The 26,439-nt window shown below is 72.3% G+C and carries 26 protein-coding genes, 1 tRNA gene and 1 pseudogene; 17 read left to right on the forward strand and 11 right to left on the reverse strand.

Features of this window, described 5'->3' with window-relative positions; all coding sequences use genetic code 11:
* Window positions 1-21 precede the first annotated feature (21 nt).
* Window positions 22-840 (forward strand): class I SAM-dependent methyltransferase, encoded by an 819-nt coding sequence (locus ACU4ZT_RS13170; protein ID WP_445337332.1) that lies wholly within the window; start codon window positions 22-24, stop codon window positions 838-840.
* A gap of 26 nt (window positions 841-866) precedes the next feature.
* On the opposite strand, the gene ACU4ZT_RS13175 is transcribed toward ACU4ZT_RS13170, so the two are convergent.
* From ACU4ZT_RS13175 to ACU4ZT_RS13195, 5 genes are all read right to left on the reverse strand, one after another.
* A complete protein-coding gene (locus tag ACU4ZT_RS13175) occupies window positions 867-2,270 on the reverse strand; it encodes a hypothetical protein (RefSeq protein ID WP_063071370.1) in 1,404 nt (467 codons plus the stop codon).
* A 184-nt stretch (window positions 2,271-2,454) separates the two neighbouring features.
* Window positions 2,455-3,576, reverse strand: a complete 1,122-nt coding sequence (locus ACU4ZT_RS13180) for an FUSC family protein (RefSeq protein WP_063071369.1) — start codon at window positions 3,574-3,576, stop codon at window positions 2,455-2,457.
* Window positions 3,560-4,711 carry a CAF17-like 4Fe-4S cluster assembly/insertion protein YgfZ gene (ygfZ, locus tag ACU4ZT_RS13185; protein ID WP_445337333.1) on the reverse strand — a complete coding sequence of 384 codons (1,152 nt, stop codon included), beginning with the start codon at window positions 4,709-4,711 and terminating at the stop codon, window positions 3,560-3,562. Before ygfZ ends, ACU4ZT_RS13180 begins: the two co-directional genes overlap by 17 nt.
* The gene (locus tag ACU4ZT_RS13190) at window positions 4,701-5,300 is read right to left on the reverse strand and encodes a heme-binding beta-barrel domain-containing protein (protein ID WP_063071367.1); all 600 of its coding nucleotides are present in this window, start codon (window positions 5,298-5,300) and stop codon (window positions 4,701-4,703) included. The genes ygfZ and ACU4ZT_RS13190 overlap by 11 nt, the downstream gene beginning before the upstream one ends.
* Window positions 5,301-5,470: 170 nt before the next feature.
* Complete coding sequence (locus ACU4ZT_RS13195; RefSeq protein ID WP_270979852.1) at window positions 5,471-5,737, reverse strand: hypothetical protein; 267 nt, start codon at window positions 5,735-5,737, stop codon at window positions 5,471-5,473.
* Between the two features lie 53 nt (window positions 5,738-5,790).
* Here ACU4ZT_RS13195 and ACU4ZT_RS13200 point away from each other — a divergent pair, with 53 nt between their 5' ends.
* The 8 genes from ACU4ZT_RS13200 (at window position 5,791) to pstB (ending at window position 14,990) form a co-directional block, all read left to right on the forward strand.
* Window positions 5,791-6,483: a response regulator transcription factor gene (locus ACU4ZT_RS13200; RefSeq protein ID WP_063071365.1), complete on the forward strand. Its 693-nt coding sequence runs from the start codon at window positions 5,791-5,793 to the stop codon at window positions 6,481-6,483.
* Window positions 6,452-7,366 (forward strand): mycothiol synthase, encoded by a 915-nt coding sequence (gene mshD, locus ACU4ZT_RS13205; RefSeq protein WP_445337334.1) that lies wholly within the window; start codon window positions 6,452-6,454, stop codon window positions 7,364-7,366. The genes ACU4ZT_RS13200 and mshD overlap by 32 nt, the downstream gene beginning before the upstream one ends.
* A 90-nt stretch (window positions 7,367-7,456) precedes the next feature.
* Window positions 7,457-9,637: an RNA degradosome polyphosphate kinase gene (locus ACU4ZT_RS13210; RefSeq protein ID WP_063071363.1), complete on the forward strand. Its 2,181-nt coding sequence runs from the start codon at window positions 7,457-7,459 to the stop codon at window positions 9,635-9,637.
* A gap of 89 nt (window positions 9,638-9,726) precedes the next feature.
* Window positions 9,727-10,668, forward strand: a complete 942-nt coding sequence (locus ACU4ZT_RS13215; protein WP_445337335.1) for an NUDIX hydrolase — start codon at window positions 9,727-9,729, stop codon at window positions 10,666-10,668.
* A 195-nt stretch (window positions 10,669-10,863) separates the two neighbouring features.
* Window positions 10,864-11,958: a phosphate ABC transporter substrate-binding protein PstS gene (locus tag ACU4ZT_RS13220; protein WP_063071362.1), complete on the forward strand. Its 1,095-nt coding sequence runs from the start codon at window positions 10,864-10,866 to the stop codon at window positions 11,956-11,958.
* Between the two features lie 106 nt (window positions 11,959-12,064).
* A complete protein-coding gene (pstC, locus tag ACU4ZT_RS13225; protein ID WP_175345483.1) occupies window positions 12,065-13,066 on the forward strand; it encodes a phosphate ABC transporter permease subunit PstC in 1,002 nt (333 codons plus the stop codon).
* Complete coding sequence (pstA, locus tag ACU4ZT_RS13230) at window positions 13,066-14,166, forward strand: phosphate ABC transporter permease PstA (protein ID WP_063071361.1); 1,101 nt, start codon at window positions 13,066-13,068, stop codon at window positions 14,164-14,166. The genes pstC and pstA overlap by 1 nt, the downstream gene beginning before the upstream one ends.
* 44 nt (window positions 14,167-14,210) lie before the next feature.
* On the forward strand, window positions 14,211-14,990 hold the full coding sequence (gene pstB, locus ACU4ZT_RS13235) for a phosphate ABC transporter ATP-binding protein PstB (protein ID WP_094127956.1): 780 nt from the start codon (window positions 14,211-14,213) through the stop codon (window positions 14,988-14,990).
* Window positions 14,991-15,067: 77 nt separating this feature from the next.
* Here pstB and ACU4ZT_RS13240 read toward each other — a convergent pair whose 3' ends face one another.
* From ACU4ZT_RS13240 to ACU4ZT_RS13250, 3 genes are all read right to left on the reverse strand, one after another.
* Window positions 15,068-15,916 (reverse strand): anti-sigma factor, encoded by an 849-nt coding sequence (locus ACU4ZT_RS13240; RefSeq protein ID WP_445337336.1) that lies wholly within the window; start codon window positions 15,914-15,916, stop codon window positions 15,068-15,070.
* Entirely contained in the window at window positions 15,913-16,512 is a 600-nt protein-coding gene (locus ACU4ZT_RS13245) for a sigma-70 family RNA polymerase sigma factor (protein ID WP_445337337.1), read from the reverse strand. The genes ACU4ZT_RS13240 and ACU4ZT_RS13245 overlap by 4 nt, the downstream gene beginning before the upstream one ends.
* Before the next feature lie 597 nt (window positions 16,513-17,109).
* Complete coding sequence (locus ACU4ZT_RS13250; protein ID WP_445337338.1) at window positions 17,110-17,742, reverse strand: DNA-directed RNA polymerase subunit beta; 633 nt, start codon at window positions 17,740-17,742, stop codon at window positions 17,110-17,112.
* A gap of 72 nt (window positions 17,743-17,814) precedes the next feature.
* Between ACU4ZT_RS13250 and ACU4ZT_RS13255 the strand changes: the two genes are divergently transcribed.
* The 4 genes from ACU4ZT_RS13255 (at window position 17,815) to ACU4ZT_RS13270 (ending at window position 20,467) form a co-directional block, all read left to right on the forward strand.
* Window positions 17,815-17,985, forward strand: a complete 171-nt coding sequence (locus ACU4ZT_RS13255) for a hypothetical protein (RefSeq protein ID WP_175345482.1) — start codon at window positions 17,815-17,817, stop codon at window positions 17,983-17,985.
* Window positions 17,986-18,020: 35 nt separating this feature from the next.
* Window positions 18,021-18,093: transfer RNA gene (locus ACU4ZT_RS13260), tRNA-Lys, on the forward strand.
* 147 nt (window positions 18,094-18,240) lie between these two features.
* On the forward strand, window positions 18,241-18,963 hold the full coding sequence (locus tag ACU4ZT_RS13265) for an SGNH/GDSL hydrolase family protein (RefSeq protein WP_445337339.1): 723 nt from the start codon (window positions 18,241-18,243) through the stop codon (window positions 18,961-18,963).
* Between the two features lie 355 nt (window positions 18,964-19,318).
* Window positions 19,319-20,467 (forward strand): acyltransferase family protein, encoded by a 1,149-nt coding sequence (locus tag ACU4ZT_RS13270; protein WP_063071357.1) that lies wholly within the window; start codon window positions 19,319-19,321, stop codon window positions 20,465-20,467.
* 64 nt (window positions 20,468-20,531) lie between these two features.
* Here the strand turns inward: ACU4ZT_RS13270 and ACU4ZT_RS13275 are convergent.
* Window positions 20,532-20,681: pseudogene (locus ACU4ZT_RS13275) on the reverse strand (DapH/DapD/GlmU-related protein); the annotation flags it as partial.
* Between the two features lie 500 nt (window positions 20,682-21,181).
* Here ACU4ZT_RS13275 and ACU4ZT_RS13280 point away from each other — a divergent pair.
* Entirely contained in the window at window positions 21,182-21,625 is a 444-nt protein-coding gene (locus ACU4ZT_RS13280) for an LbetaH domain-containing protein (RefSeq protein ID WP_063071355.1), read from the forward strand.
* A 93-nt stretch (window positions 21,626-21,718) separates the two neighbouring features.
* Window positions 21,719-21,964 (forward strand): hypothetical protein, encoded by a 246-nt coding sequence (locus ACU4ZT_RS13285; RefSeq protein ID WP_270979860.1) that lies wholly within the window; start codon window positions 21,719-21,721, stop codon window positions 21,962-21,964.
* 305 nt (window positions 21,965-22,269) lie between these two features.
* Here the strand turns inward: ACU4ZT_RS13285 and ACU4ZT_RS13290 are convergent, their stop codons facing one another.
* Window positions 22,270-23,202: an aldose 1-epimerase family protein gene (locus ACU4ZT_RS13290; RefSeq protein ID WP_270979862.1), complete on the reverse strand. Its 933-nt coding sequence runs from the start codon at window positions 23,200-23,202 to the stop codon at window positions 22,270-22,272.
* Window positions 23,203-23,212: 10 nt separating this feature from the next.
* A complete protein-coding gene (locus tag ACU4ZT_RS13295; protein WP_270979863.1) occupies window positions 23,213-24,037 on the reverse strand; it encodes a DeoR/GlpR family DNA-binding transcription regulator in 825 nt (274 codons plus the stop codon).
* A 92-nt stretch (window positions 24,038-24,129) separates the two neighbouring features.
* Between ACU4ZT_RS13295 and galT the strand changes: the two genes are divergently transcribed.
* Together galT and galK are read left to right on the forward strand one after the other, a co-directional pair.
* A complete protein-coding gene (gene galT / locus ACU4ZT_RS13300; RefSeq protein WP_063071351.1) occupies window positions 24,130-25,272 on the forward strand; it encodes a galactose-1-phosphate uridylyltransferase in 1,143 nt (380 codons plus the stop codon).
* Entirely contained in the window at window positions 25,269-26,429 is a 1,161-nt protein-coding gene (galK, locus tag ACU4ZT_RS13305) for a galactokinase (protein ID WP_063071350.1), read from the forward strand. Before galT ends, galK begins: the two co-directional genes overlap by 4 nt.
* The last annotated feature ends 10 nt before the right edge of the window (window positions 26,430-26,439 follow it).

Here is a 26,439-nt window from a genome sequence, read left to right on the forward strand (position 1 = left end):
GAGCGATGCGAGACTGGTCCCATGCCCGGCGCCGCCTCCCCCGTAGGCTCCGTGACCCGCGGGACGACCAACACGAACCGCCTCCGGCGCGTCGACAGGTGGATCGCGACCCTCGACTCCCTGCGCCTCGCGACCGACCCGCTCGTGGTCGACCTCGGCTACGGCGCGAGCGGGATCACGGCCCTCGAGATGCACCGGCGGCTGCGCGCGACGCGGCCGGACGTGCGCGTGGTGGGCATCGAGATCGAGCCGGGGCGGGTCGCGCGGGCGCGCGGGCAGCTCGCGGCATGGCCCGACGCGTCCGCCCGCGAGCGGGTGGCCTTCGCCCGCGGCGGCTTCGAGGTGCCGCTGCCGGGCGGCGAGCGGGCCACCGTGATCCGCGCGTTCAACGTGCTGCGGCAGTACGACGAGACGGAGGTGCCGGCCGCCTGGGCACGCATGGCCGCGCGGCTGGCTCCCGGCGGATCCGTCGTGGAGGGCACGTGCGACGAGATCGGCCGCATCGCGAGCTGGGTCGACGTGCGCGCGGACGGCCCCCGCAGCCTCACCATCTCGCTGCGGCTCACGGGACTGGAGCTGCCGTCGATCGTGGCGGAGCGCCTGCCGAAGGCCCTCATCCACCGCAACGTCCCCGGCGAGCGGGTGCACGGGGTGCTGGCCCTGCTCGACCGGAGCTGGATCCTCAGCGCGCCGCTCGGCGTGTACGGGCCGCGCCAGCAGTGGCTGGGCGCGGTGCGGCGGATGCGCGACGCCGGCGTGCCCGTCGAGGGCGGCCACGCGCGCTGGCGGCTCGGCGAGCTGACCGTGCCGTGGTCCGCGGTGGCGCCGGGCGCCTCCTGATCCCAGGGGCGCCCGGCCCCGGGTGATCAGGACGGCAGCCGGAGGATGCGCGCCACGTTCCAGCGCGGGCCGGGGAACTCGGCGTCCGATCTCGTGGAGGCCCCGGGCATCGCCGTCATGGCCGGCATCTGCGACATGCCCGACATCGAGGCCATGCCGGACATCCCGTCCATCCCCGCCATCGCGTCCGACGCCTCGGTCGGGTCCGCGCCCCACATCGGGGGCATGCCCACAGCCTGCTGCATGATCGCGCCGGTCGGCATCGACGGGGTGGTGCTCCGCAGCGGCTCGACGGTGCGGCCCCCGGCGCCGCAAGGGACGGTCACGTCGACCGTCGCCCGATGCGCGTCCTCGTCCATGCTCACGACGCGGACCGACATGCCGTGACGGAGGTCCGCTTCGTCACCCGGCACGAGGCGCTCGGCCATCTCCGAGGTGTCCCCCGGCCGCACGGCGATGGAGGTGGCCTCGGGGTACAGCGGATCCGTCCTCGAGAGCTGCACACCGGACGGCCGCACGTCGTGCGGCGCGGCCGGGGAGTCGTAGACGTTCGCGTACTCCTGCCCGTCCACGACGTCCCGGTACTGCACGAACCAGCTGACGGACGGGTCCCGAGGATCCGCCCAGGAGATGATCCGCTGGGCGTCGAAGCCGCTCGACATGGTGCTTATCGTGACGCGGCGCGCGGCCCCGCACGTGGGCACGACGCGATGCGAGATGAGCCCCAGGCGGTCGAGCGTGCCTGCGGTGAAGGGCAGGAACGTGTACGCGTGGCCCATCAGGTCGGCGTCGTTCCCGTACTCGTCACGGGCGCAGGAGGCGGGCATGGCGTGCTCGTCGTAATCCCACGCGTCGGAGCACTGCACCGAGGACGCGTGGAACAGCGACATGTTGTGCCCCAGCTCGTGCGAGATCGTGGTCGGCAGGTCGGCGTCGATGAAGAGGAATCCGCCGTCGTTCACGCCCTCGCCCTCCGACGCGTTGGAGAACCGCTCGCACGAGAGGCTCTCCGGCACCATCGCCATGAGGTGCTTGTCCGGACCGGGCGTGAAGCCCGAGTACTGGAGGGCGAAGGCGTTGATCGATGCGAAGTCGTCGCAGCGCACGTTCGGGTCGTCGGGGACCTGCCAGTCGCTGATGGAGGCGGCGTTGATGTGCACGCGGCCGTGCGTCTCGTTCGCGTAGTAGGCGTCCGCCTGGCTGAGCCGCGTCGCGACGTCCTCCGGGGTGTAGTTCGGGTCGATTCCCTGTGGCGCGACGAGGACCGCGGTGACCTCCTCGACCGCGGCCTGCCCCTTGGGGGTCGCGGCCTCCACCCGGTACGGCGCGGTCGTGGTGCCGCGACCCGCCGCGCCGGCGGGGGATGCGGTGGCCGCAGCGATGGCGAGCACCGCGAGGGTGCAGAGGATCGTCGGTCTCGTGATGCGCATGGGGCTCCTGTCAGACCCGCCGGAGCGGGGGGGGGACGTTCTCCGCAGGACCGTCACGACGGGCGGTCGGCGTGCGAGCACGTCGATGCGCAGATGCCGCGGGGACCGGTGCCCGTGGTGGGCCTGACACTAGGGCGGTCAGACGATCGTCGGGCGGAGACCGCACAAGGCCTCCTCCGCGCCGTCAGACCTCCGGCAGCGCCGCCCGGGCGGTCTCCGCGTCGACGCCCGCCGCGACCTGGAGGTCGACGAGGAGCGGACGCAGCAGCATCACGAGCATCACCTCGCCGACGGGCGCCCCGGGGATGAGCTCCCTCGGATCCAACCGCACGGCCACGAGCACGAGGTTCTGCTGCGCGAGCGGCGCGGCCGACGGGTCGGTCAAGCTCTGGCCGAGGAGGTTGACGCCGTTGGACACGGTGGCCAGCAGCTCCGCGAGCACCGGCCGCCTCACCCCGTCGACCACGAGGAAGTCGATGCGCCGCGAGATGACGCGCAGGTTCCGCACCGCGAGGTCCATGCCGTCGAGCACGCGCCGCTGGGCGCGCAGCTCCGGCAGGTGACGGCGGAGGAATGGGGAGATGCGCGCGATCGAGATGGCCGAGTCCGCCGCGGCGCTCCACGCGTCGATGAGCGGCTGGGTGCGCCGCAGCCGGTCGAGCGCGCGGTCGGCCGCGGTCGCGTCGCCGAGCCGCAGCGCCGTGACGAGCGACGTGAGCGCGTACGAGCACTCGGAGAAGACGCGGCGAGCCTCGCGGATCGCCTGCCGGCGCGGATCCCGCGGGATGAGCGCCGTCGCGAGCAGGGCCACCGCGCCGCCCACGAGCCCGTCGACGCTGCGCACGAACACGCCGCCGGGCGGCGCGGGCAGGAGCGCCACCAGGACGGCCTGCACGCCCGCCGCCACCGCGAACGCCGCGTTCGACGACAGCAGCCGCGCGACCAGCAGCGTCGCCAGGATGATGACGAACAGCTGCCACGCTCCCCGCCCGATCCCGAGCAGCAGCACCTCGCTGAGCGTGATGCCCACGGTCATGCCGATCGCCGTCTCGAGCACGCGCACGGGCCGGGCGTCACGCACGAAGCCGAGGCTCGTGATGGTGACGGTCGTCGCGAGCAGCGGGGTGTCGTGGCCGAGCACGTGGTGCGCGAAGGCCCAGCCACCCGTGGCGGCGATGGCGATCTGCAGGGCGGCGGGCGCGGATCCCCACAGGCGCAGGAGCGCGGCGCGCGGATCCGCCCGGTGCCTCAGGGTGCGGGCGGCACGGGCCGACCGCTCCCGCGCGCGCTCAGCGGCGGACCGCACCGAGCCGCGGCAGGCGGGGGACGTCGGCCGAGCGGCCGGCGTCGGTGGGCACGATCACGTCCTGCGCGGCCTGGACGCGCACGTCGTCGGCGACCACCTCGAGCTGCGCGGCGGGATCCACGTTGCGGCGCACCACGGCGAGCGCGACGGGACCGAGCTCGTGGTGCAGGGCGCTCGAGGTGACGGCGCCGACGACCTCGCCGGGGGTCCCGTCGGCCTCGGCGGGGAGCCGCACCTCGGATCCGGTGCCGGGCAGGACCGCGTCCGACCCGTCGAGGTGCAGGAGCACGAGACGGCGCGGCGGCCGGCCGAGGTTGTGCACCTTGGCGACCGTCTCCTGTCCGCGGTAGCAGCCCTTGCTGAGGTGCACGGCGCTGCGCAGCCAGTCGAGCTCGTGCGGGATGGTGCGGTCGTCGACCTCGGTCGCGAAGCGCGGGCGCCACGCGGCGATGCGGAGCGCCTCGGCGGCGAGCGCGCCGGCGACCGGCAGCTCCCCGGAGGCGGCGCGCGCGGCGAGGGCCGGGAGCTCGGTGCGCGGGACGAGCCGCTCGCTCCAGGTCCAGCCGGCGGCCGGATGCGCGGCCGAGGTCGCGTACTGGTGGCCGCCGGGCACGACGGCGCCCCACGGATCCCGCCAGACGAGCGGCACCCCGGCGGGCGCGGCGACGGGCAGGTCGGGCTCGCCGAGCGTGCCGATCACCGCGAGCTCGGCCGTGCGGTCGGCGGGCTCGACGCGGAGCATGAAGCGCATCCGCTGCAGGTAGGCGAGCAGGGCGGCCGCATCTCCCGCGCCCAGGAGGAGCCACGTGCTGACGCCGTCGTCGAGCACGCCGACCGCGTGCTCGAGCCGGCCGTTCTGGTCGAGGAAGAGGGTCTCGGCGGAGTCGCCGGGGGCCAGATCGCGGAGCGACTGGCTGGTGATGGAGTCGAGCCACGTGAGCCTGTCCTCGCCGGTGACGGAGAGGACCGCCCGGTGCGAGAGGTCGACGACCGCGGTGCCGGCGGCGAGGGCGCGCTGCTCCGCGACGAGCGATCCGAGGTGCGCGGGCACGCCGGCGTCCGGGCCCTCCGCGGCGACGGCGCCGGGCAGGTCGAGGAACGGGGAGCGGAGGACGGGATCCGGGTCAGTCGACATGCGCCACCCGCCCGGAGGCGTGCGTGCGCAGCGGCTGGCCGAGGGCCGCGATGTCCCACGCCCAGAGGAGGTCGCGCTCCACGAGGCCGTAGAGCCGGGTGGCGCCCGTGTACTCCTTGGCTCCCTCGGTGCGCATGACCGCGTCGGTCGCGAGGTCGATGCGCGCGCTCTTCACCTGGCCGACGTACAGCTCGCTGACGCCGCCGGGATGCACGAGCGCGACCTCGACGTCGAAGCCGCCCTCCGCGTTCCGGAGGGTCTCGACCTCGTCGGCCGTGGTGAAGGGGCGCTCGCCCGCGGGCGGCAGCATGGCGGGGCCCGGGTCGCCGTCGGTGACGCGGCGTCGCAGCCGCCAGTAGCCGGTCTCGGTGACGAACGGCACGGGCCCGTCGTCGCCCTCGAGCCAGGCGTAGGAGGAGTAGTTGAGGTGGGGCAGGCCGTCGTGGCTGAAGCTGATGCGCTGGCCGAACTCGCGGCGCACCATCTCCTCGCCGACGGCGTACTCGACGACGCCGGTGCCCTCCCAGACCCCGAGGAGCCAGGAGAGCGGGACGAGCTCGGCGGGGAGGCCGGTCGGGATCTCGATCATGCGGCGCGCGGTCAGCGCTGGCCGCGGAAGAGGTTGTAGACCACGACGAGCGACACCCAGCCGATGGAGAGGCTCGCCAGGACCAGCAGTCCGGTGAAGAAGAGTTCCAGAGCAAGCAGCGACGACATGGCCTCAATCTACCCCACGGGCGGACGCGCCGGACCGGTGGGTCAGCCCGCGGCGGCCAGCAGGAGCACGACGACCGTGGCCGCCGCGAGCACGAGCACGGCGCCGACGACGCTGCCGGTGGCGCGGTCGACGAAGCCGGTCTTGCGGGGCAGCGCCAGCTGGATCACGAACGTCGCCACGACGCACGTCGCGAGCACGAGCGGGAACCACCGTGGCGCGTCGACGGGTCCGACCGCCACGGCCACCACGACCGCGCCGACCACGGCGGCGAGCCAGACGGGGACGATGCTGCGCAGGGGGGAGGTCACCCCGCAATCCTGCCCCACGTATCATGGGGTCAATTCATCCATGGAGGATCCCTGTGGCCCAGCTGTTGATCCTGACCTCGTCCGCGGACACCGACGTGCTCCCGGCGCTCGGGCTCCTCAGCCACCGGACGCGGCACATCCAGGCGGACGCCGCGAGCCTCGTCAACGCCCCCGCGGCCGACCTGGTGCTCGTCGACGCCCGCCGCGACCTCGCCAGCGCGAAGTCGCTCTGCAAGATCCTCACCACCACGGGCGGCGGCACGCCCCTCATCCTCGTGCTCACCGAGGGCGGCCTCACGGCGGTCAGCGCCGACTGGGGCGCCACCGACGTGATCCTCGACTCGGCCGGCCCCGCCGAGGTGGACGCCCGCGTGCGCCTCGTCATCGGCCGGGCTGCCCAGGAGCACACGGGCAGCCGGATCCAGGCGTCCGGCGTGGTCATCGACGAGGCGAGCTACTCCGCCAAGGTGCACGGCAAGCCGCTCGACCTCACGTTCAAGGAGTTCGAGCTGCTCCGCTTCTTCGCGAGCCACCCCTCGCGCGTCTTCACGCGCGAGCAGCTGCTCAGCGAGGTGTGGGGATACGACTACTTCGGCGGCACGCGCACGGTCGACGTGCACGTGCGGCGCCTCCGGGCCAAGCTCGGCGACCTCGAGTCGCTCATCGGCACGGTGCGCAACGTCGGCTACCGCTTCAACGTGTACGAGGAGGACAGTGAGCGCGTTCCCGCCCCCGTCGGCAGCTGACGTCCCGCGCGTCGCCGCCGTCGACGCGTCGCCCGAGACCGTCCGGCGCGTGCTCGCGCTCGCCGACCGCGCCCGATCCGTCGACGGCCCGGCCGCCTTCAACGAGCAGACCCGCCTGACCCTCGGCGCGGACGACGGCCCGCGCGCGCTCGTCGCGCCGGGTCCGGCCGGCCGGCCGATCGGGGCCGCCGTCGTCGCGCGCGGGGACGAGGGCGTCGAGGCCGAGCTGGTCGTGGATCCGGAGCACCGTCGCCTGGGCGTCGGCCGCGCGCTGCTGGACGCCGTGCTCGCCGAGGCCGGCGGCTCCCCCGTCTCGGTCTGGGCGCACGGCGACCACCCGGGTGCCCGCGCCATGGCGGCGGCGACCGGCCTCGACCGCGCACGCGAGCTGCTGCAGCTGCGCGCGTCGGTCGCCGAGGCGCGTGCGGGGCTCGGCGAGCGCCCGATGCCCGCGGGCCTCGCGCTCTCCTCCTCCACCCCGGACGACGCGGACGACTGGGTCGCGCTCAACGCGCGCGCCTTCGCCAGCCACCCGGAGCAGGGCCGGATGACCCGGCGCGACCTCGACGAGCGCATGGCCGAGCCCTGGGGCGACCCCTCGACCCTGCTGCTCGCCCGCGACGGCGACGGCCGGCTCGTCGGCTTCCACTGGCTGAAGGTGGAGGACGGCCAGGCGGAGGTCTACGTGCTGGGCGTCGATCCCGACCGCGCCTCACGCGGCCTCGGATCCGCCCTCCTGGCCGCCGGCCTCGACCTCCTGGCCGAGCGCGGCCACGACGAGGTCGACCTCTACGTCGAGGCGGACAACGCGCCCGCCCTCGCGCTGTACCGCCGGGCCGCCTTCCGCGACGCCGCGGTCGACGTCCAGTACCGCCGCGCCTGATCCGCCCTCCCCAGCACCCTCCCGGGGGCGGTTCACCGTGCGTTCACCTGCCGGAGGGTGGAGCGCGCACCGCGATGCCATGATGGGCGGATGGACAGCGAGACGTACATCGGCGACGCGAAGGCGGTCGCCGAATCCCTGGACGACTTCGACGAGGACGAGATCCTGGAGGACGACGGGACCCTCCCCGAGGGGCGCTTCCTCGACCGGGAGCTGAGCTGGCTGGCCTTCAACCGCCGCGTGCTCGAGCTCGCGGAGGACCCGCAGCTGCCGGTCCTCGAGCGCGCCAACTTCCTCGCCATCTTCGCGAGCAACCTCGACGAGTTCTTCATGGTCCGCGTGGCCGGCCTCAAGCGCCGCATCGCCACCGGGCTCGCCGTCCCCACCAACATCGGCCGCACGCCCGCCGAGGTGCTCTCGGCCATCAACGAGACCGCGTACCGCCTGCAGGTCCGCCACGCGGCGGCCTTCAACGACAGCGTCCGCCCGGCGCTCGAGGAGCAGGGCATCCGCATCGTCCGCTGGGACTCGCTCGACGAGGCCCAGCAGGACCGCCTGCACGAGCTCTTCTCCGAGCAGGTGTTCCCGGTGCTCATGCCCCTCGCGGTGGATCCCGCGCACCCGTTCCCCTACATCTCCGGCCTCTCGCTCAACCTCTCGGTGCGCATCCGCAACCCGAAGACGAACCGCCAGGAGTTCGCGCGCATCAAGGTGCCGCAGATGCTGCCGCGCTTCATGCCGCTCACGCCGGACACGCGCTCGGGCCCCATCGACTTCATCGCGCTCGAGGACCTCATCGCGAACCAGCTCGAGACGCTGTTCCCGGGAATGGAGATCGTCGAGCACCACGTCTTCCGCGTCACCCGCAACGAGGACGTGCAGATCGAGGAGGACGAGACCGAGAACCTCATCCAGGCCCTCGAGAAGGAGCTGCTGCGCCGCCGGTTCGGCCCGCCCATCCGCCTCGAGATCTCGGACGACATGGACGCGGTCACGCTCGACCTCCTCATGCGCGAGCTCGACATCACCGAGCAGGAGGTGTTCACGCTCCCGTCCCCGCTCGACCTCGGCGGCCTGTTCGACCTCGCCAAGCTCGACCGCCCGGCGCTGCACTACCCGAACAACGTGCCCACCACCGCGGTGGCCCTGAAGCCGGCCGAGGACAACTCCCGCGCCGACATCTTCCGCTCCATCGCGCAGCAGGACATCCTGCTGCACCACCCGTACGAGTCCTTCACCACGAGCGTGCAGGCGTTCCTCGAGCAGGCCGCCGCGGATCCGCACGTGCTCGCCATCAAGCAGACGCTCTACCGCACGAGCGGCGACAGCCCCATCGTCGAGGCGCTCATCGACGCGGCCGAGGCGGGCAAGCAGGTGCTCGCGCTCGTGGAGATCAAGGCGCGCTTCGACGAGCAGGCCAACATCACGTGGGCGCGCAAGCTCGAGAAGGCCGGCGTGCACGTCGTCTACGGCGTCGCGGGACTCAAGACGCACTGCAAGCTCGCGCTCGTCATCCGCCAGGAGAAGGGCGGGGTGCTCCGGCACTACAGCCACATCGGCACGGGCAACTACAACCCCAAGACGAGCCGCATCTACGAGGACCTCGGGCTCCTCACGGCGGACGACGTGGTGGGCAAGGACCTCACCCGGCTGTTCAACGAGCTCTCCGGCTACGGCATCGAGAAGAAGTTCAAGCGCCTGCTCGTCGCGCCGCTGCACCTGCGCAAGGGGCTCCTGAAGCGCATCGCCGTGGAGACGCAGAACGCGCTCGACGGCAAGCCGAGCGGCATCCGCATCAAGGTCAACTCCATCGTCGACGAGGCCATCATCGACGCGCTCTACCGGGCCAGCAACGCGGGCGTCCCGGTGCAGGTCTGGGTGCGCGGCATCTGCTCGCTCACGCCGGGGCAGCCGGGCCTCAGCGAGAACATCGAGGTGCGGTCCATCCTCGGCCGGTACCTCGAGCACTCGCGCGTGTTCTCGTTCGTCAACGACGGCGACCAGGCCACCTACATCGGCAGCGCCGACATGATGCACCGCAACCTCGACCGCCGCGTCGAGGCCCTCGTCCGTCTGGTGGCCCCCGCGCACCTGCAGGAGATCGAGGACCTCTTCGACCGCGCCATGGCCGACACCACGTCCGCGTGGATCCTCGACTCCGCCGGCGAGTGGACGCGCCGCAACCAGGACGCCGACGGCAACACCCTGGAGGACCTGCAGACCGCGGTCATGGGCATCGTCTCCAAGCGCAAGCGTCGCGTGCTCCGCTGAGCGCATCGCCGCACCGGGCACCTGCGGTCGGCGCTCCCGGGTCCTCCGGGGGCGCCGACCGCGACGCCGATCCGGCTAACGTGGCAGGCGTGACACCCCGCCCCACCGTGCTCGCCGCCGGCGCCGTCGTCTGGCGCGTGGTCGACGGCCGGATCCGGGTGCTCATCATCCACCGCACGCGCCTCCGCGACACCTCCCTCCCGAAGGGCAAGGTCGATCCCGGCGAGACCCTCCCGCAGACCGCCGTCCGCGAGGTGCACGAGGAGACCGGCTACCGGGTCGCGCTCGGCGTGCCCCTGGGCGCCATCGAGTACGGCATCTCCGGCGGGCGCCGCAAGGCCGTGCACTATTGGGCCGCCGAGGCGACCGAGGCGATCCTCGAGGCCGGCCGCTTCGAGCCGGGGGACGAGGTGGAGAGCATCGAGTGGGTCTCCATCCCCAACGCCCGCAAGCGCCTCGACTACCCGGGCGAGATCGACATGCTCGACCTCTTCGCCGGCCTCGTCGAGACCGGATCGCACCGCTCCTTCGCCCTCATCGCCCTGCGCCACGGCCATGCCGTGCAGCCGTACGAGTGGGACGGCCGCGACGCCGGACGGCCGCTGAGCGTCCGCGGGCGCGCCGAGGCCGCCTCCATCGTGCCGACCCTCGCCGCCTTCGGCCCGCGCGTCATCACGAGCAGCACGGCCGAGCGCTGCCTGCAGACGGTCGCGCCGCTCGCGGAGGCGCTCGGCCGCCGCGTGAAGGAGGACGCGGGCATCAGCCAGGACGCGTACGAGTCCGACGGCGGATCCGTGCGGGCGACCGTCGCGAAGCGCGTGCGCAAGGCCCGGAGCGCCGTGCTGTGCAGCCACAGCCCCGTGCTGCCCGAGATCCTGCACGAGATCGCGCTCGCCACCTCGACGCCGGCGGCCAGCCGCATGCCGCGAGCCGGCATGCTGTCGCCGGCCGAGTTCTCCGTGGTGCACCTGTCGGCGTCCGACCCGGAGGCCGGGATCCTCGCGGTGGAGACGTACGGACCCACCGCCTGAGGCGCCGCGGGATCCCTCGGGCATCTGCCCGACCGACCACTGTGCGCCCGCGCGCCTGAGCCCGTGCCGATCCGCGCGGTCTGTTCACCTCCCGTTCACCGGAATCGGCCGAGCCCGTCAAGAGCCCGACATAGCGTCTCGGAGGAGCCCGCACCGGCTCCGTCACAGCACGAATCACCCGGAAGGCTCCCCCACGTGAAGATCTCGCGTCTCGGCAGCGCAGCAGCGCTCGCCGCCGTCACCGCCCTCGCCCTCTCCTCCTGCGCCGCCAACGAGGCCCCCGCGGCGGGCGGCTCCTCGGCGTCCACGCTCCAGGGCACGCTCAACGGCATCGGCTCGTCCGCGCAGGGCTCGGCCCAGGAGGCCTGGGCCAAGGCCTTCCAGACCACCAACACCGGCGTCACCGTCAACTACTCGCCCGACGGATCCGGCGCCGGACGCGAGGCCTTCATGGCCGGCGGCCAGAACGCCAACTTCGCCGGCTCCGACCGCGCGCTCAAGACCGACGAGCTCACCGGCACCTTCGGCCAGTGCGCCGACGGCACCTCCGCCATCGACCTCCCCAACTACATCTCCCCCATCGCCATGGTCTTCAAGATCGACGGCGTCTCGGAGCTCAACCTCGACGCCGCCACGGCCGCGGGCATCTTCAAGGGCACCATCACGAAGTGGAACGACAAGGCCATCACGGCCCTCAACCCCGACGCGAAGATGCCGGACGCCCCCATCACGGCCGTGCACCGCTCGGACGACTCGGGCACCACGCAGAACTTCGGGGACTACCTCAAGGCCGTCGCCCCCACCGTGTGGGACGCCGCCTCCAGCGGCAAGTGGCCCTACCCGGGCGGCGAGGCGGCCCAGGGCACGTCCGGCGTCATCGACGCCGTCAACGGCGGCACCAATGTCATCGGCTACGCCGACGCGTCGCGCGCCGGTTCCCTCGGCACCGCCAAGGTGAAGGTCGGCGACGACTTCGTCGCGTACTCGCCCGAGGCCGCGTCCGCGATCGTCGAGGCCTCCCCGGAGGAGACCGGCCGCGCGGAGAACGACATCGCGATCAAGATCGACCACACCTCCACCCAGGCCGGCGTGTACCCGATCGTCCTGGTCAGCTACCTCATCGGCTGCCAGCAGTACAAGGACGCCGCCGTGGGCGAGCTCGTCCGCTCGTACTTCGAGTACGTGACCGGCGCCGAGGGCCAGAAGCTCGCCGCCGAGAAGGCCGGCGCCGCGCCGCTGTCCGACACGGTCGCCGCGCAGGTCAAGACCGCGGTCGCGTCCATCAAGTAAGCACCCGCCGTCCGCCCCCTGGCCCGCTCGCGCGGGCCAGGGGGCGCTCCCACGGGCGGCGCGCCGCCCACTGCCCCACCATCACGACCGCAAGGGAACCCGACCCATGACGACCGCCGCCCCGCAGCCTCCCGAGGCCCCCGAGTCCGATCGGCCGCGCGACGTCGCGGCCGCCCCCCGCAGCACCCAGGGCGTGAAGGCCAAGGCCCGCCTCGCCGACCGCGTGTTCTCCGGCCTCGCATCCGGGTCCGGCGCGCTGATCCTCGCGATCCTCGCCGCCGTCGCGCTCTTCCTCGTCGTCCAGAGCATCCCCGCCCTCACCGCCTCGCCGGCCGAGGTCTCCGGCGGTGCCGGCTTCTGGAGCTTCGTCGGCCCGCTGATGTTCGGCACCGTCTACGCCGCCGCGCTCGCGATGCTCATGGCCGTGCCCGTGGCCGTCGGCATCGCGCTGTTCATCTCGCACTACGCGCCGCGCCGCCTGGCGCAGGGCCTCGGCTACGTCATCGACCTGCTGGCCGCCGTGCCCTCGGTGGTCTTCGGCCTCTGGGGCATCACGGTGCTCGCCCGCTTCCTCCAGCCGTTCTACGCGTTCCTCACGGAGACCTTCGGCTGGTTCCCGCTCTTCGCCGGCCCCGTCTCGGGCACCGGCCGCACCATCTTCACGGTCGCGGTCGTCCTCGCCGTGATGATCCTGCCCATCGTCACCGCGCTCTGCCGCGAGGTGTTCCTCCAGACGCCGAAGCTGCACGAGGAGGCGGCGCTCGCCCTCGGCGCCACGCGCTGGGAGATGATCCAGACGGCGGTGCTCCCCTTCGGCCGCCCCGGCATCATCTCGGCCTCCATGCTCGGCCTCGGCCGCGCGCTCGGCGAGACCATGGCGGTCGCGATCGTGCTCTCGCCCGCGGCGGTCGTGAACTTCGCGTGGTTCCAGTCGACGAACTCGAACACCGTCGCCGCGAACATCGCGCTGAGCTTCCCCGAGGCGTACGGCCTCAAGGTCAACGAGCTGATCGCCTCCGGCCTCATGCTCTTCATCATCACGCTGGCCGTGAACATGCTGGCCCGCTACATCATCAGCCGCCGCAAGGCCTTCTCCGGAGCGAACTAATGGCGACGACAGCCCCCTCCCGCACGCGGCCCGTCGCGACCACGCTGCCCAACTCCCTGACGGCCGGCAAGCTGCACCGCGCCACGGCGCCCCTGATCTTCCTCGCCTCCTGGCTCGTCATGGCCGTCATCTTCCTGGTGCTCCTCGTCTCGGGCGCCGCCGAGGACTTCAACTACGTCGGCACCGCCGTGTTCGGCACGCTGCTGTTCGGCGTCGCCCTCTTCGTCATCTCGCTCGCCGTGGAGGGCGAGCGGAAGGCGAAGGACCGGGTCATCACGATCCTCGTCACGGTCGCCTTCGTGCTCGCGCTCATCCCGCTCATCTCGCTGGTGTTCACCGCGGTCACCAACGGCTCCGGCCGCTTCGACCCGCTGTTCTTCAACTCGAGCCTCCGCAACGTGGTGGGCGAGGGCGGCGGCGGGCTGCACGCCATCATGGGCACGCTGATCATCACGGCCATCGCCGCGGTCATCTCCATCCCCGTGGGCCTCATGTCGGCCATCTACCTCGTCGAGTACGGCCGCGGCCGCCTGGCGCGGGCCATCACGTTCTTCGTCGACGTCATGACGGGCATCCCGTCGATCGTCGCGGGCCTGTTCGCCTACGCGCTGCTCGTGCTCTTCCTCGGCCCGGGCGTCCGCATGGGCTTCGGCGGCGCCCTGGCGCTCTCGGTGCTGATGATCCCCGTGGTCGTCCGCAGCGCCGAGGAGATGCTGAAGCTCGTCCCCAACGAGCTGCGGGAGGCGTCCTACGCGCTGGGCGTGCCGAAGTGGCTGACCGTCGTGAAGATCGTGCTGCCCACGTCGCTCGCCGGCATCGTCACGGGCGTCATGCTCGCGATCGCCCGCGTCATCGGCGAGACGGCGCCGCTGCTCATCGTCGCCGGCTTCACGCAGGGCATGAACTACAACCCCTTCAAGGACCAGATGATGACGCTGCCGGTGTTCGTCTTCCGGCAGTACGCCGACCAGGGCGCGGATGCGGCGGCCTACGTCGACCGCGCGTGGACCGGCGCGCTCGTGCTGATCCTCATCGTCATGGCGCTCAACATCATCGCCCGCCTCATCGCCCGCATCTTCGCCCCCAAGCTCGGCCGCTAGCGCCCGCTCCCCCGGCCACGAACCCGAACGGTTAGGAACACCCCTTGTCCAAGAGCATCGAAGTCAACGACCTGAACGTCTACTACGGCAAGTTCAAGGCGGTCGAGGACGTCAACCTGCGCATCGAGCCGCGCACCGTCACCGCCTTCATCGGCCCGTCCGGCTGCGGCAAGTCCACGTTCCTCCGCACGCTCAACCGCATGCACGAGGTCATCCCCGGCGCGTACGTGGAGGGCGAGGTCCTCGTCGACGGCAACGACCTCTACGGCCCGGGCGTCGACCCGGTGCTCGTGCGCCGCCAGGTGGGCATGGTCTTCCAGCGGCCGAACCCGTTCCCCACCATGTCCATCCGCGACAACGTGCTCGCGGGCGTGAAGCTCAACAACCGCAAGATCTCGAAGTCGGACGCCGACGCGCTCGTCGAGCAGTCGCTCATGGGCGCCAACCTCTGGAACGAGGTGAAGGACCGCCTGGCGCTCCCCGGATCCGGCCTCTCGGGCGGCCAGCAGCAGCGTCTCTGCATCGCGCGCGCCATCGCCGTGCAGCCCGACGTGGTGCTGATGGACGAGCCGTGCTCCGCGCTCGACCCGATCTCCACGCTCGCCATCGAGGACCTCATCGAGGAGCTCAAGACGCAGTACACGATCGTGATCGTGACGCACAACATGCAGCAGGCCAGCCGCGTCTCCGACCGCACCGCGTTCTTCAACATCGCGGGCACCGGCAAGCCGGGCAAGCTCATCGAGTACGACGACACCACCACCATGTTCTCGAAGCCGAGCGTGCAGGCGACCGAGGACTACGTCAGCGGCCGCTTCGGCTGATCCGCCGCGCCGCACGAGACGAAGGCCCCGCATCCTCTGGAGGATGCGGGGCCTTCGTCTCGTGCGGGAGCCGACGATCAGGTGACGGTGACCGCCACGATGGGCTCGCTCGTAGGCTGCTCGGATCCGCCCTCGGGCTCGACGGTGATGGCCACCGTGTCGCCCGGCGTGTACGTGCCGGCGAGCACCGCGTGGCCCGCGCCGCCCTCGGACGGCATGACGCCGGCGGACACGGGACCCGACTGGCTGACGTACCACATCTGCAGGACGCGGCCCTCGGGGAGCGGAGCGGCGTCGTTGAGCACGACGGCCGTCTTCGCCTCGGAGGCGGAGAAGTAGACCGTGGCGGTGCCGCCGCCGACCACGTCGCGCTTGTCGATGACGACGTCGGACGCCGTGGTGACCCGCTCGTACGCGGAGGCGACGGGCGACTCCGAGGAGCCGGGCACGCCCGCGTTCGTGCCGACGACCACGCCGCCGACGACGAGGACCACGGCCGCGGCCGCCACCCCGAGGAGCGCGCCGGGCTTGCGGAACCAGCGCTCGGAGGCGCGGGCCGACGCGGAGCCGAGCCGAGCGCGCGGAGCGGTCGGAGCAGCGGACGACGTGCCCGAGGCCGGACGCAGCGCGGTGACGGGAGCGCGACGACGGTCGTCGACGGGAGCTTCCGCGCGCGCCTCGAGCGGAGGCAGCTGCGGCGTGGCATCGAGCATGGCCATGAGGTCGGACTTGAGGCGCGGGGACGGGGCCACGGGCTCCGTGGCGAAGGCGAGGCCGGCCGCGGTGGCCCGGATCTCCTCGACCTCGGCGCGGAGCACGGGGTCGCCCTCGAGGATGGCCTCGAACTCGGCCGCCTCGTCGGAATCGACCGCGCCGAGCGCGTACGCCGCGGTGAGCGAGCGCAGGTCGTCGTCGGTGGTCATCATGCGACTCCCATCTCATCGCGCAGGCGGATCATGCCGTCGCGCAGGCGCGTCTTCACGGTGCCGATGGGCACGTCGAGCATCGACGCGACCTCGCTGTGGCTGTAGCCGCCGTAGTAGGCGAGGGAGACGGCCTGGCGCTGGATCTCTGTGAGCTTCGTCATGGCCTTCTTCACCCTCTCGTGCTCGATGCTGATCTCGACGGTCTCCGACACCTGGTCGTAGCCTTGCTCGTGATCGCGGATGCCGATGCGCACGTCGCGATCACGGCTGGACTGGGAGGCGCGCACGCGGTCGACCGCGCGGCGGTGGGCCATGGTGAGCACCCACGTGGTCGCGGCGCCCTTGGCCGGGTCGAACCGCGATGCGGACTGCCAGATCTCCAGGAAGATCTCCTGGGTGACCTCCTCGGACTGCGCGTGGTCGACGAGGAGCCGCCGCACGAGTCCGAGGACGCGGGGCGCGAGCTGGTCGTAGAGCTCCGAGAAGGCGCGCTTGTCGCCCTGGGCGACACGGCCGAGGAGCGACTCCTTCGACTCGGGGTCCGCCGGCCCGGGCAGGTCAGGACGCTCGATCGATGAAGGCACGAGCCCCAGCATCCCAGACCCGACCGGGTTCCGCATGCAGGCGCATCGACGCCCGTCGGGCGGAGGTGGATCTGCGGGGAGGTCATGTGGGTCTTCCGGGTGGTGGGGCGGATGGTGCAGGGGATGCGGGGAGGCCCGCACCGGCCGGATCCCGCGGGAACGCGGCATCTGGGATGACCGGGCGGCCTGCCGCGCAGCAGGACACGACCGATGCGGGTCGCACCCTCGCGGGTGACGGGTGCGAAGCGGGTGAGCGCCTCACGATGACTCTTCGGGGCGGGGCGCGTCACGGTTTGGTCACAGGACGGCCGGATGACGATGCCGGGGCGCGGGTGGCGCTCGGCTCCGGTCGGAGGGGACGTGGGTGGCGTCCGGTCGGGTGGGGACCCGGCCTCGAGGGCATCTGGCGGAGATAAGAGGAGCCGGACCGCAGGAACGCCTCTCGGCGCGAGGCCGCTCGGAGCGGCGAATATTGGAGCCCGGGGTTACTGCGGCCCGACCCCATCCACTGTAACCGAGTCGACCGGAGCTGTCGCCCGAGGTCCGTCGCTCACAGCGAACGCGGCGGATGCAGCGATGCGGGAGGACGCCCGCGCGCCCGGCCCCGGGTCAGTCGAGCCGGTCGCTCCGCCACAGGCGGGCGCACTGCGCGAGGTCCGCCGCCATCTGCGAGAGCCGGAGGGCGCGCGTCGTGAGGTCGCCGGCGCGCTCCGGGGAGGCCGTGGAGTCGAGGTCGTCGGCGACGCTCGTGGCACCGAGCGCGGCCAGCCTGCTGAACGCACCCGCCCGATCCAGCGCCACGGCGAAGTCGCCCGCGAAGAGGCCGCGGAGGATGCTGTCCGCGAGCTCGACGATCTCCGCCGGCCCCGTCGGCGCCGTCGCACCCGCGACGACGGGATCGATGGTCGTCGCCACCTCGGTGCCGCGCTGGTAGAGGAGGCTGATGCCGTCCGGATCCTGTCGGATGAGCGCGCGCATGAGGTACAGGCGCCAGAGCGCGCCGGGCAGGCTGCGCGGGCTCGCGCGCGACCACAGCTCCGCCACCGCGTCGATGCCGTGCTCGTCGGTGTAGGCGATGAGGCGCTCGACGACCGCGGGGTCGGGATCCGCCCGGACGCGCGCCAGCAGCGCCGACGCGGTCTCGTGGGCCACGCGGCTGATCGTGGCGGAGTCCTCGCCGCCGAGCATGCTCTCGAACTTGGACCCGGAGAACCTGGTGGGCTTGTGGTAGTCGCCGGACATCCTCGTCAGCGTACGCCGGGGCCCGCCGCGATCGCCCGGCGGGCGCCCGGGAGGCCCCCGTAGGCTGGGGAAATGAGATTCGTCGTCGGCCTGGTGGTGCTGTGGCTCGTCCTGGTCGTCGTGGGGTTCGTCATCAAGGCGCTCGCGTGGCTCGTGGGCGTCGGGATCTTCCTCGTCGTGGTCACGGTCGTGGCCGGTGCCGTCGTGCGTCGCGGGTCCTCGCGCGACGTCGACCGCCTCTGATCGGCCGCTCCCCCATCCCGTAGAGTCGGGCGCACGGGCCTCTAGCTCAGTTGGTAGAGCAAGGGACTTTTAATCCCTGGGTCGTCGGTTCGAGCCCGACGGGGCCCACACGGTCCTCGAGCGGTGGAGCGGAATGCGTCGCCGACGGCTTCAGTATTCGCAGATGCCCGCCGCGTGAACCGGTCATCCTCTATCCCCTCATGTGGGGCCACCAATTGGCGTTGTCGCCCCTCACCGGCCCATATGATTTCATTCATGGGGAAAAGACGTGGGCGCGGCATGAGCAGGGCGTGGGGCATCGGTGGTGTCACGCTGCTAGCCACGGGGGTCGTCATCATCTCCGGGCTCGCCCTCGGACAGGGGCGGAACGAGGCGTCCTCTAAGGCCGGCTCCGTGCCGACGCTCTCGGAGAGCTCTCCCCGCGTGACCGCCGAGCCACTGCGGGTGGCGGCGGTCGGGGACTCGATCACCGCGGCCGACAGCCGCGACTTCGCCGGGGGCGACATCGGTGACGGCTCCTGGTTGTCCTACGTGCTCGGCGATGGTGTCGTGTTCTCCGGCGGATGGGCGCTTGGCGGAGTCCAGACGCGTTCCATGGTGGAGAACGTCACCCCGTACCCCGACACCGATGTGCTGGTCCTCCTCGCCGGGGTCAACGACTACGGGAACAACGTGCCGTTCTCGACCACCGCCGCGAATTACGACGCGATCGTGGGGACCGTCGCCCCCGCCCGGGTCCTCGTCTCCACCGTGCCGCCCAGCGATGAGCAGCCCGCTGCGTCCCGCTCCTTCAACGAGGACCTGGAGGAGCTGGCAGCGATCCGGGGTTGGTCGTTCGTCGACGCGGCCTCGGGGACCCAGGACGTCGACGGCACCTACATCGAGGGATTCACCTCAGACGGCACGCACCCGACGCCCGCCGCTGCGAAGGTGATGGGCGAGGCCGTCCGGAAGGCGGTCCTGGCCGAGTCGTCGTGACGGTGCGAACGGAGGACTAACTCCGCGGCATGTCGACGGACGAGATCCTCCACCGCGCCGGCTCGTGACGCGGGCAATGCCGTCCGATCCAGCGATCCCGGCAGCCCCCCCCCGAGAGGCGGTCCCCGCTCTGCCGGCCATCACCGGCTGGTGCTGTGGTCCGTGACGAAGCACAGACGCTCGGCTGGTAGCGGTACCTCGCAGCGCTGATGCTGCGTATCGAAGAGCGATCGCTTTTCGCGAATGGCCGCAGAGCCCGCGTGACCCATTCGCCTCTCCCGATGTCGGGCTCACCCGCAGGCTCACGCGAGGACTACCCTGCGTCCACGAGCAACGTGCGGTAGCGGGGGAACCGATGTCCAGTCCGACTGCCGCCATCCATGACGACCGCAAGCTCCCCGCACTCACCGGTCTGCGCTTCTTCGCGGCCATGACCGTCCTCCTGTCCCACTTCTCGCATGCCGGGCTGGTGGTGATACCCGCGGGAATCGTGGCATTCGTCGACGGAGGACGAACCGCCGTCGCGTTGTTCTTCGTCCTGTCGGGCTTCATCCTCGCGTACAACTACTCCGAGATGTCCGGCGGCGCTGACCGCCGCGCCTTCTACGTCAACCGCGTAGCGCGCATCTACCCCGTGGTGGTCCTCGCCCTCGGACTCGGGGCGATCGGCGTCGCCTTCGCGATCGTGAACCGCGATGAGGGCTATCTGCAGCAGTGGTATTCATTGCCCGATGTCGACGGCGTGGCTCTCGTCGTCAGCTTCCTCAGCCAGGCGACCGTCACGACCGGGTGGTTCCCCGCAGCTCGGATCAATCAGCCGTGGAACGGCCCCGCCTGGAGCATCGCCTGCGAGATGTTCTTCTACCTGCTCTTCCCGATGCTCATCGCATCGATTCGGAAGATGACCGCGCGGGCGATGATGTGGATGCTCGCCGTGGCGTTCTCCGGCCAGGTGATCTTCATCTCGGCGGTGCGCGCTTTCGCTCCCGTGGGGCAACGTGGATTCCTGGTCAGCCAGTTCCCGGTCACGCACTTCTTCGACTTCCTCATCGGGGTGGTCGCCGCGCTCGTCTTCCTCCGTGGTGGGCGCGAATGGCTGGCAGCCGGCCACCGTCGTCTCGCGCTGATCAGCGCCGCTTGCCTGGGCGTCCTCCTGCTGTCGCTCACGGCGCCCGTGCAGCCCGCCTACCTCCTGCTGACGCCGTTCTTCGCGGCTCTCATCACCGGCCTCGCCGTGCCCCCGCGAGGACGCCGCACATGGCTGGGTGCAGGTTGGCTCCTGCTGCTCGGCGAAGCGAGCTTCTCGCTCTACCTGATCCACGTACCGCTGATGAACCTGATGAGCGTCGTGCCGACGCCCTCGTGGTTCGGGTGGGTGTGGGTCGTGCTGACGATCGCGTCGAGCGTCCTCATCTTCACGGTCTTCGAGGCCCCGAGCCGCAGGTTCGTCAAGCGGGCGCTGACCCGCGCGCGCAGGGAAGACGAGCAGGAGCCCGTCGGGTGAGGTGGCCGGCGTGCACCTCCCTGCTGAACCGCCCCTCCGGCGGCTCCGGCACGCGCTACAGCCCGCGGATGAGCTTCGCGGGGAGGCCGCCGTGGATCTCGTCCGCCGGGACGTCCTTCGTGACGACGGCGCCCGCGGCGATGACCGCGCCGCGGCCGACGGTGACGCCCTGCAGGATGACCGCGCCGCTGCCGATCCACGCGCCGTCGCCGATGGTGATGGGCGCGTAGCGCATCGTGCCGGCGCGGACGGCCGGGTTCGACATCTCGTGGGAGCTCGTGATCATCTGCACGCCCACCCCGACGCCGACCCGCTCGCCGATGACGACGGGCACCCAGTTGTCGATGACGCAGCGGAAGTTGAGGGTGGAGGAAGCGCCCATGGTGAGCTGGGCCGATTGGAACAGGGCACCGGAGAACACGCGCGCCCCGGGGGCGATGCGCGCCCCGCAGGCGCGGTAGACGCGCATCCGGACGGGCATGGGGACCAGGAGCGAACCGGCGAGGTTCATGACGAACGCGCTGCCGCGCCGCGTGATCCCTGCGATGTTCGTGACGCCCCCCGATGGTCTCGGCGAACCTAGCGGTCCTGTCGATCCCACGCTTCTGATTGTCCACAGGCGATGTGCGGCGGCGTGCGTCCGGCCTCACGGCCGTGGCCGGCCCTCGGACGGCCGCCCCCGCTCGGGGGCGCGTCCTGGCATACGATCGGGAGATGGGTGTCGTGGAGAAGATGGTGGAGCTGCGGCGCGTGCGGCTGGTGAGGGAGGCCCTGCTCCTGATGGGCGTCGAGGTGCACGCCCACACGACCATCGGTCCGGGCCTCGTCCTGCACCATCGCGGCAACGGCGTCGTGATCACCCCCGCCACCCGGATCGGGTCGTCGGTGGCCATCTACCAGCAGGTCACGATCGGACGCAGCGGCGTCGGCATGACCGACGAGGAGCTGGGCTTCGACGGCATCGAGATCGGCGACCACGCGGTGCTCTGCGCAGGAGCGAAGATCCTCGGAGGCAGGGGGACGCTGCGTGTCGGCACGGGCACGATCGTCGCGGCGAACGCGGTGCTGACCCGGTCCACCGGCGACTGGGAGGTGTGGGCGGGCGTTCCCGCCGTCAAGGTCTCCGACAGGAAGCGCACGCAGACCGCCCTGTCCTGATCGCGGGAGATGCCCGCGGGAGGCGACGACGGCATCCGGACGGGCGCTCCGCTGGCCCGACCGCCGCCTCGCGCCGGTGCGATGCTGGGGCGCATGAGCATGCAGGCCGACGAACTCGTGATCGCGATGCTGACCGCCGAGGAGACCTCCGAGCGCTACGACCTGCTCAAGGCCGCGCTCGAGGAGCACGACGACCGGGGCGTGCAGTACCTCTCCGGCGTGGTCGGGCGGCTGCTCGCGTACATCGACGGGCTGCGCGAACCCGAGGAGAACCGGATCGCGCTGCGGCAGTACACGCGCCGGGTCGCGCTGCAGTGGGCGCAGGAGGATGCGGGCTAGCGGCTCCGGCGCCCGCTCCGGCTCCGGCTCCGGCTCCGGCTTCGGAGGGCAGCGACCAGCGCGCCGATCGTGAGGACCGCCCCGGCCGCCCAGCAGGCCGCGGCGAGGTCGGGTACGAGGTGCGCGACGAGGGGCATGGGCGCCGCCGCGAGGATCATCGCGACGACCATCCGCCGCGCACGCGGGATCGGCGGAGCGGGCGGGCGTCCGGTCATCCGGGCCTCCGGGCATCAGGGGATGCGCCCATCAGGCCACGGGAACGGACGGCCGCGCCCGTCGAGCGCACAGGCGCGGCGCGATGCCGCTCAGGCGCCGGGCCAGGCGCCCGTCGCGCGGATGCCCCAGCTGAGGGTCCACTCCTCGCCGGGGGCGAGGCGGCGGACGCCGACACCCGAGTTGAAGGCGTCCGCGGGCGCGGTCATCGGCTCGAGGGCGACGGCCTGCGAACCGTGGGTCGGGAACTCGCGCGGCGTGTAGACCTGCAGGAAGCGGAAGGACGCGTCGGCCCACAGCTCGACGCCGCGACCGTCGGGCGCGATGAGGCCGTGGCGGCTCACGCCGTCCTCCACGTGCACGTCGCCGTAGCCCGTGTTGAGGTCGAGGTCGCCGACGACGCGGCCCTGACGGAGGTCCTCGTCGGCGCCGTCGACGGGGTGGTCCGCGACGGGGATGAGCGCGTCGTCGACCTCGGACCAGGTGTCGGCGCGGACGGTGAGCGTGAGCTCCGCGGACGGGACCCCGCCGATCGCGAGGTAGGGGTGCGCGCCGACCGCGACGGGAGCAGCGCCGGCCGAGTCGTTGCGGATCCGGTGGGTGACGACGAGTCCGTCGTCCGTGAGCCGGTACGTGACGGACGTGCCGAGGAGGAACGGGTAGCCGTGCTGCGGGAAGACGGTGGCGGAGAGGGTGACGCGGTCGTCGGCGCGGTCGGAGGCGGTGTAGCCGGTGTTGCGGAGGAGGCCGTGGGACGCGTTGCCGAGCGAGGGCTCCGTGACGTCGAGCGCCTGCGCCTTCCCGTCGAGCACGTAGCGGGCGCCGCGGATCCGGTTCGGCCACGGCACGAGCACCATGCCGGCGCCCATGGGCGCGACGACGTCCTCGCCGTAGGGCTCGACGAGGTCGACGCCGTCGAGGGTCAGGCCGCGGATCGCCGCCGCGAGCTGCACGACGGTGGCGCGGAGCTCGCCGGACGGGCCGGCGTGGACGAGGTGGTGCTGCTCTCCGGTGACGGGTCTCATGGGATCCACGTTACGGCCGCGCGGCGTCGGACGGCCCGGCCGCCTCGACGACCCGCAGGCCCGCGTCGCGGAGGCGGGTCACCTCGTGCGCGTCCGCGCCGTCGTCCGTGAGCAGGGTGTCGACGAGGTCGAGCGGCGCGACGGATCCGAGGTGCGTGCGGCCGAGCTTGGAGCCGTCCGCGACGACCACCGTGCGGGCGCTCGCGGCGACCATCCGCCGCTTCACCTCCGCCTCCGGCAGGTTGACGTTGGTGACGCCGCGGTCGACGTCGATGCCGGTGCCGCCGATGAACGCGATGTCGGGGTTCAGGCGGTCGAGCACCTCGGTGGCGAGGGGATCCACGAGGCTGTGCTGCAGCGCCCGGAGCGTGCCGCCCGTGACGACGACGGTGAAGCGCGGCATCGCGCGCTCGAGCTCGAGCGCCAGGGTGAGGCCGTTCGTGATGACCGTGACGTCGACGAGGTCGTCGCGCGCCACGAGCGCGCGGGCCACCTGGAGGGTCGTGCTGCCGACGTCGAGGAGCACGCTCTGTCCGCTCTCGACCATCTGCGCGGCGGCGCGGCCGATGGCGCGCTTGGCGTCGGCGGCGGACTCGAGCGTCACCTCGAGGCTCTGCTCGCGGGCGGCGAGGCCGGAGCGGAGGACCGCGCCGCCGTGCACGCGCTGGAGGGCGGCGGAGTCGGCGAGCGCGTCGAGGTCGCCGCGGATCGTGACGGCGGAGACGCCCGCGTCGGCCGCGAGCTCGGCGACGGTCGCGAAGCCGCGGTCGGCGAGGCGCTCCAGGATGCGGGAGCGGCGGGTCGCCGCGGGGACGGAGGCGGTGTCGTCGGCCATGCGGCGAGCCTCGCCCACCGCTTGCCCGAACGCAAGCCCGGCCTTTCGGGAATGCAGATCCGGGCCCCGCGAGCCCGTAGGATCGGGGCATCATGCATGCCGACCAGACCGTCACGACGTCGCCGTCCGGGATCACGCAGCGCCGCACGCTGCTGTCCGACGGCCGCGAGCTCGTCTACTTCGACGACGCCGACACGGCCCTCCCGCCCGAGCGCGCCGTCGACGCCCGCCCGGCGGCACCTCGGCCGCCCACCGCGACGATGCGGCAGGACGTGCTCACGGGCGAGTGGGTCTCCATCGCGGCCGCGCGGCAGAACCGCGCGCACCTGCCGCCGGCGGAGCTCGATCCCCTCGCCCCCGCGACCCCGTCCAACCCGTCCGAGATCCCGAGCATGTACGACGTCGCGGTCTTCGAGAACAAGTCGCCGTCCTTCGGGCCCGCGCTCGCGGACGCGGACGGCGTGGACGCGCCCGTCGACGACGACGACCTCACGTCCATCGGCCTGGAACGCACCCGCACCTCGGTCGGCCGCTGCGAGGTCGTCTGCTTCAGCCCCGCGCACACCGGCTCGTTCAGCGGCCTCACGCCGTCGCGCGCCCGCACCGTGGTGGAGGCGTGGGCCGAGCGCACGCGCGCCCTCTCCGCGATGCCCGGGATCCGCCAGGTGTTCCCGTTCGAGAACCGCGGCGAGGCCATCGGCGTCACGCTGCACCATCCGCACGGGCAGATCTACTCGTACCCCTACGTCACGCCGCGCACGCGCCGCCTCGTGGAGTCGATCGAGCGGTTCGGGCCGGGGCTGTTCCAGCGGATCCTCGAGACCGAGCAGGCGTCCGAGCGCGTCGTGCTCCGCGGCGAGCACTTCACGGCGTTCGTGCCGTTCGCGGCGCGCTGGCCCGTGGAGATCCACCTGCTCCCCCACCGCCACGTGCCCGACCTCGCGGAGACGACCGAGGCCGAGCGCGACGAGCTCGCCACGATGTACCTGCGGCTGCTGCGGGGGATGGACCGGCTGTACGACACCCCGACGCCGTACATCGCCGCCTGGCACCAGGCGCCCGTCGCTGCGCACCGCGACGAGATCCGGCTGATGCTGCAGATCACGTCGCCGCGCCGGGCCGCCGACAAGCTCAAGTTCCTGGCCGGATCCGAGGCGGCCATGGGCGCCTGGATCGGCGACGTGCCGCCGGAGAAGGCGGCCGAGATGATCCGGAAGGCAGTGGAGGACGCATGACCGACATCCGAGACGACGTGCGCGAGGGATTCCGCGCCCGCTTCGAGCGCGAGCCGCACGGCGTGTGGTCGTCGCCCGGGCGCGTGAACCTCATCGGCGAGCACACCGACTACAACGCCGGGTTCGTGTTCCCGTTCGCGATCGACCGCCGCACCGTCATCGCGCTCGCGCCGCGGGACGACGACCGGATCCGCCTGGCCAGCTCCTTCTCCGAGGAGGTCGTGGAGGCCCGCCTCGCCGACCTCACCGGCGAGCGCATCGCGGGCTGGGAGGCCTACCCGCTGGGCGTCGCGTGGGCCCTCGGTCAGCGCGGGGCCGACCTCGCCGCCGTGCCCGGCTTCGACGTGTACGTCGACAGCGACGTGCCCGTGGGCGCGGGCCTGTCGTCGTCGGCGGCCCTCGAGGGATCCATCGCCCTCGCGCTCGACGACATCTGGCGGCTGGGCCTCGACCGGCCGACGCTCGCCGCGGTCGGGCAGCTCGCCGAGAACGAGATCGTGGGCGCCCCGACAGGGATCATGGACCAGTCCGCGAGCCTCCTCGGTCAGCAGGACGCGGGCGTGTTCCTCGACTGCCGCTCGTTCGAGGCCGAGGTCATCCCGCTCGGGCTCGAGGCGGCCGGCCTCACCATCGCCGTGATCGACACCCACGTCGCCCACGCGCACGCCGACGGCGGCTACCGCGCACGCCGCGAGTCGTGCGAGCGGGGCGCGCGCCTCATGGGCGTCTCGTCCCTGCGCGAGCTCGCGGTCGACGACCTCGTGCGCGCCCGCGAGGTGCTCGACGACGAGACGTTCCGCCGCGTGCGCCACATCGTCACCGAGAACCAGCGCGTGCTCGACACCGTGCGCGCGCTCCGCGAGGAGGGCCCGCGGGCGATCGGCGAGCTGCTCGACGCGAGCCACCGCTCCATGCGCGACGACTTCGAGATCAGCGTCCCGGAGCTCGACCTCGCGGTCGAGGTCGCGCAGAACGAGGGCGCGATCGGCGCGCGCATGACGGGCGGCGGCTTCGGCGGATCGGCCATCGCGCTGATCGACGTCGACTCGCTCTCGCGCCTCCAGGTCGCCATCGACGGCGCCTTCGCGGAGCACGGCTACACCGGCCCGACCGTCTTCACGGTCACGCCCTCGGACGGGGCGAAGGCGGAGCAGTAGGACGGGCGTC

The organism is Clavibacter davisi (assembly GCF_052751415.1).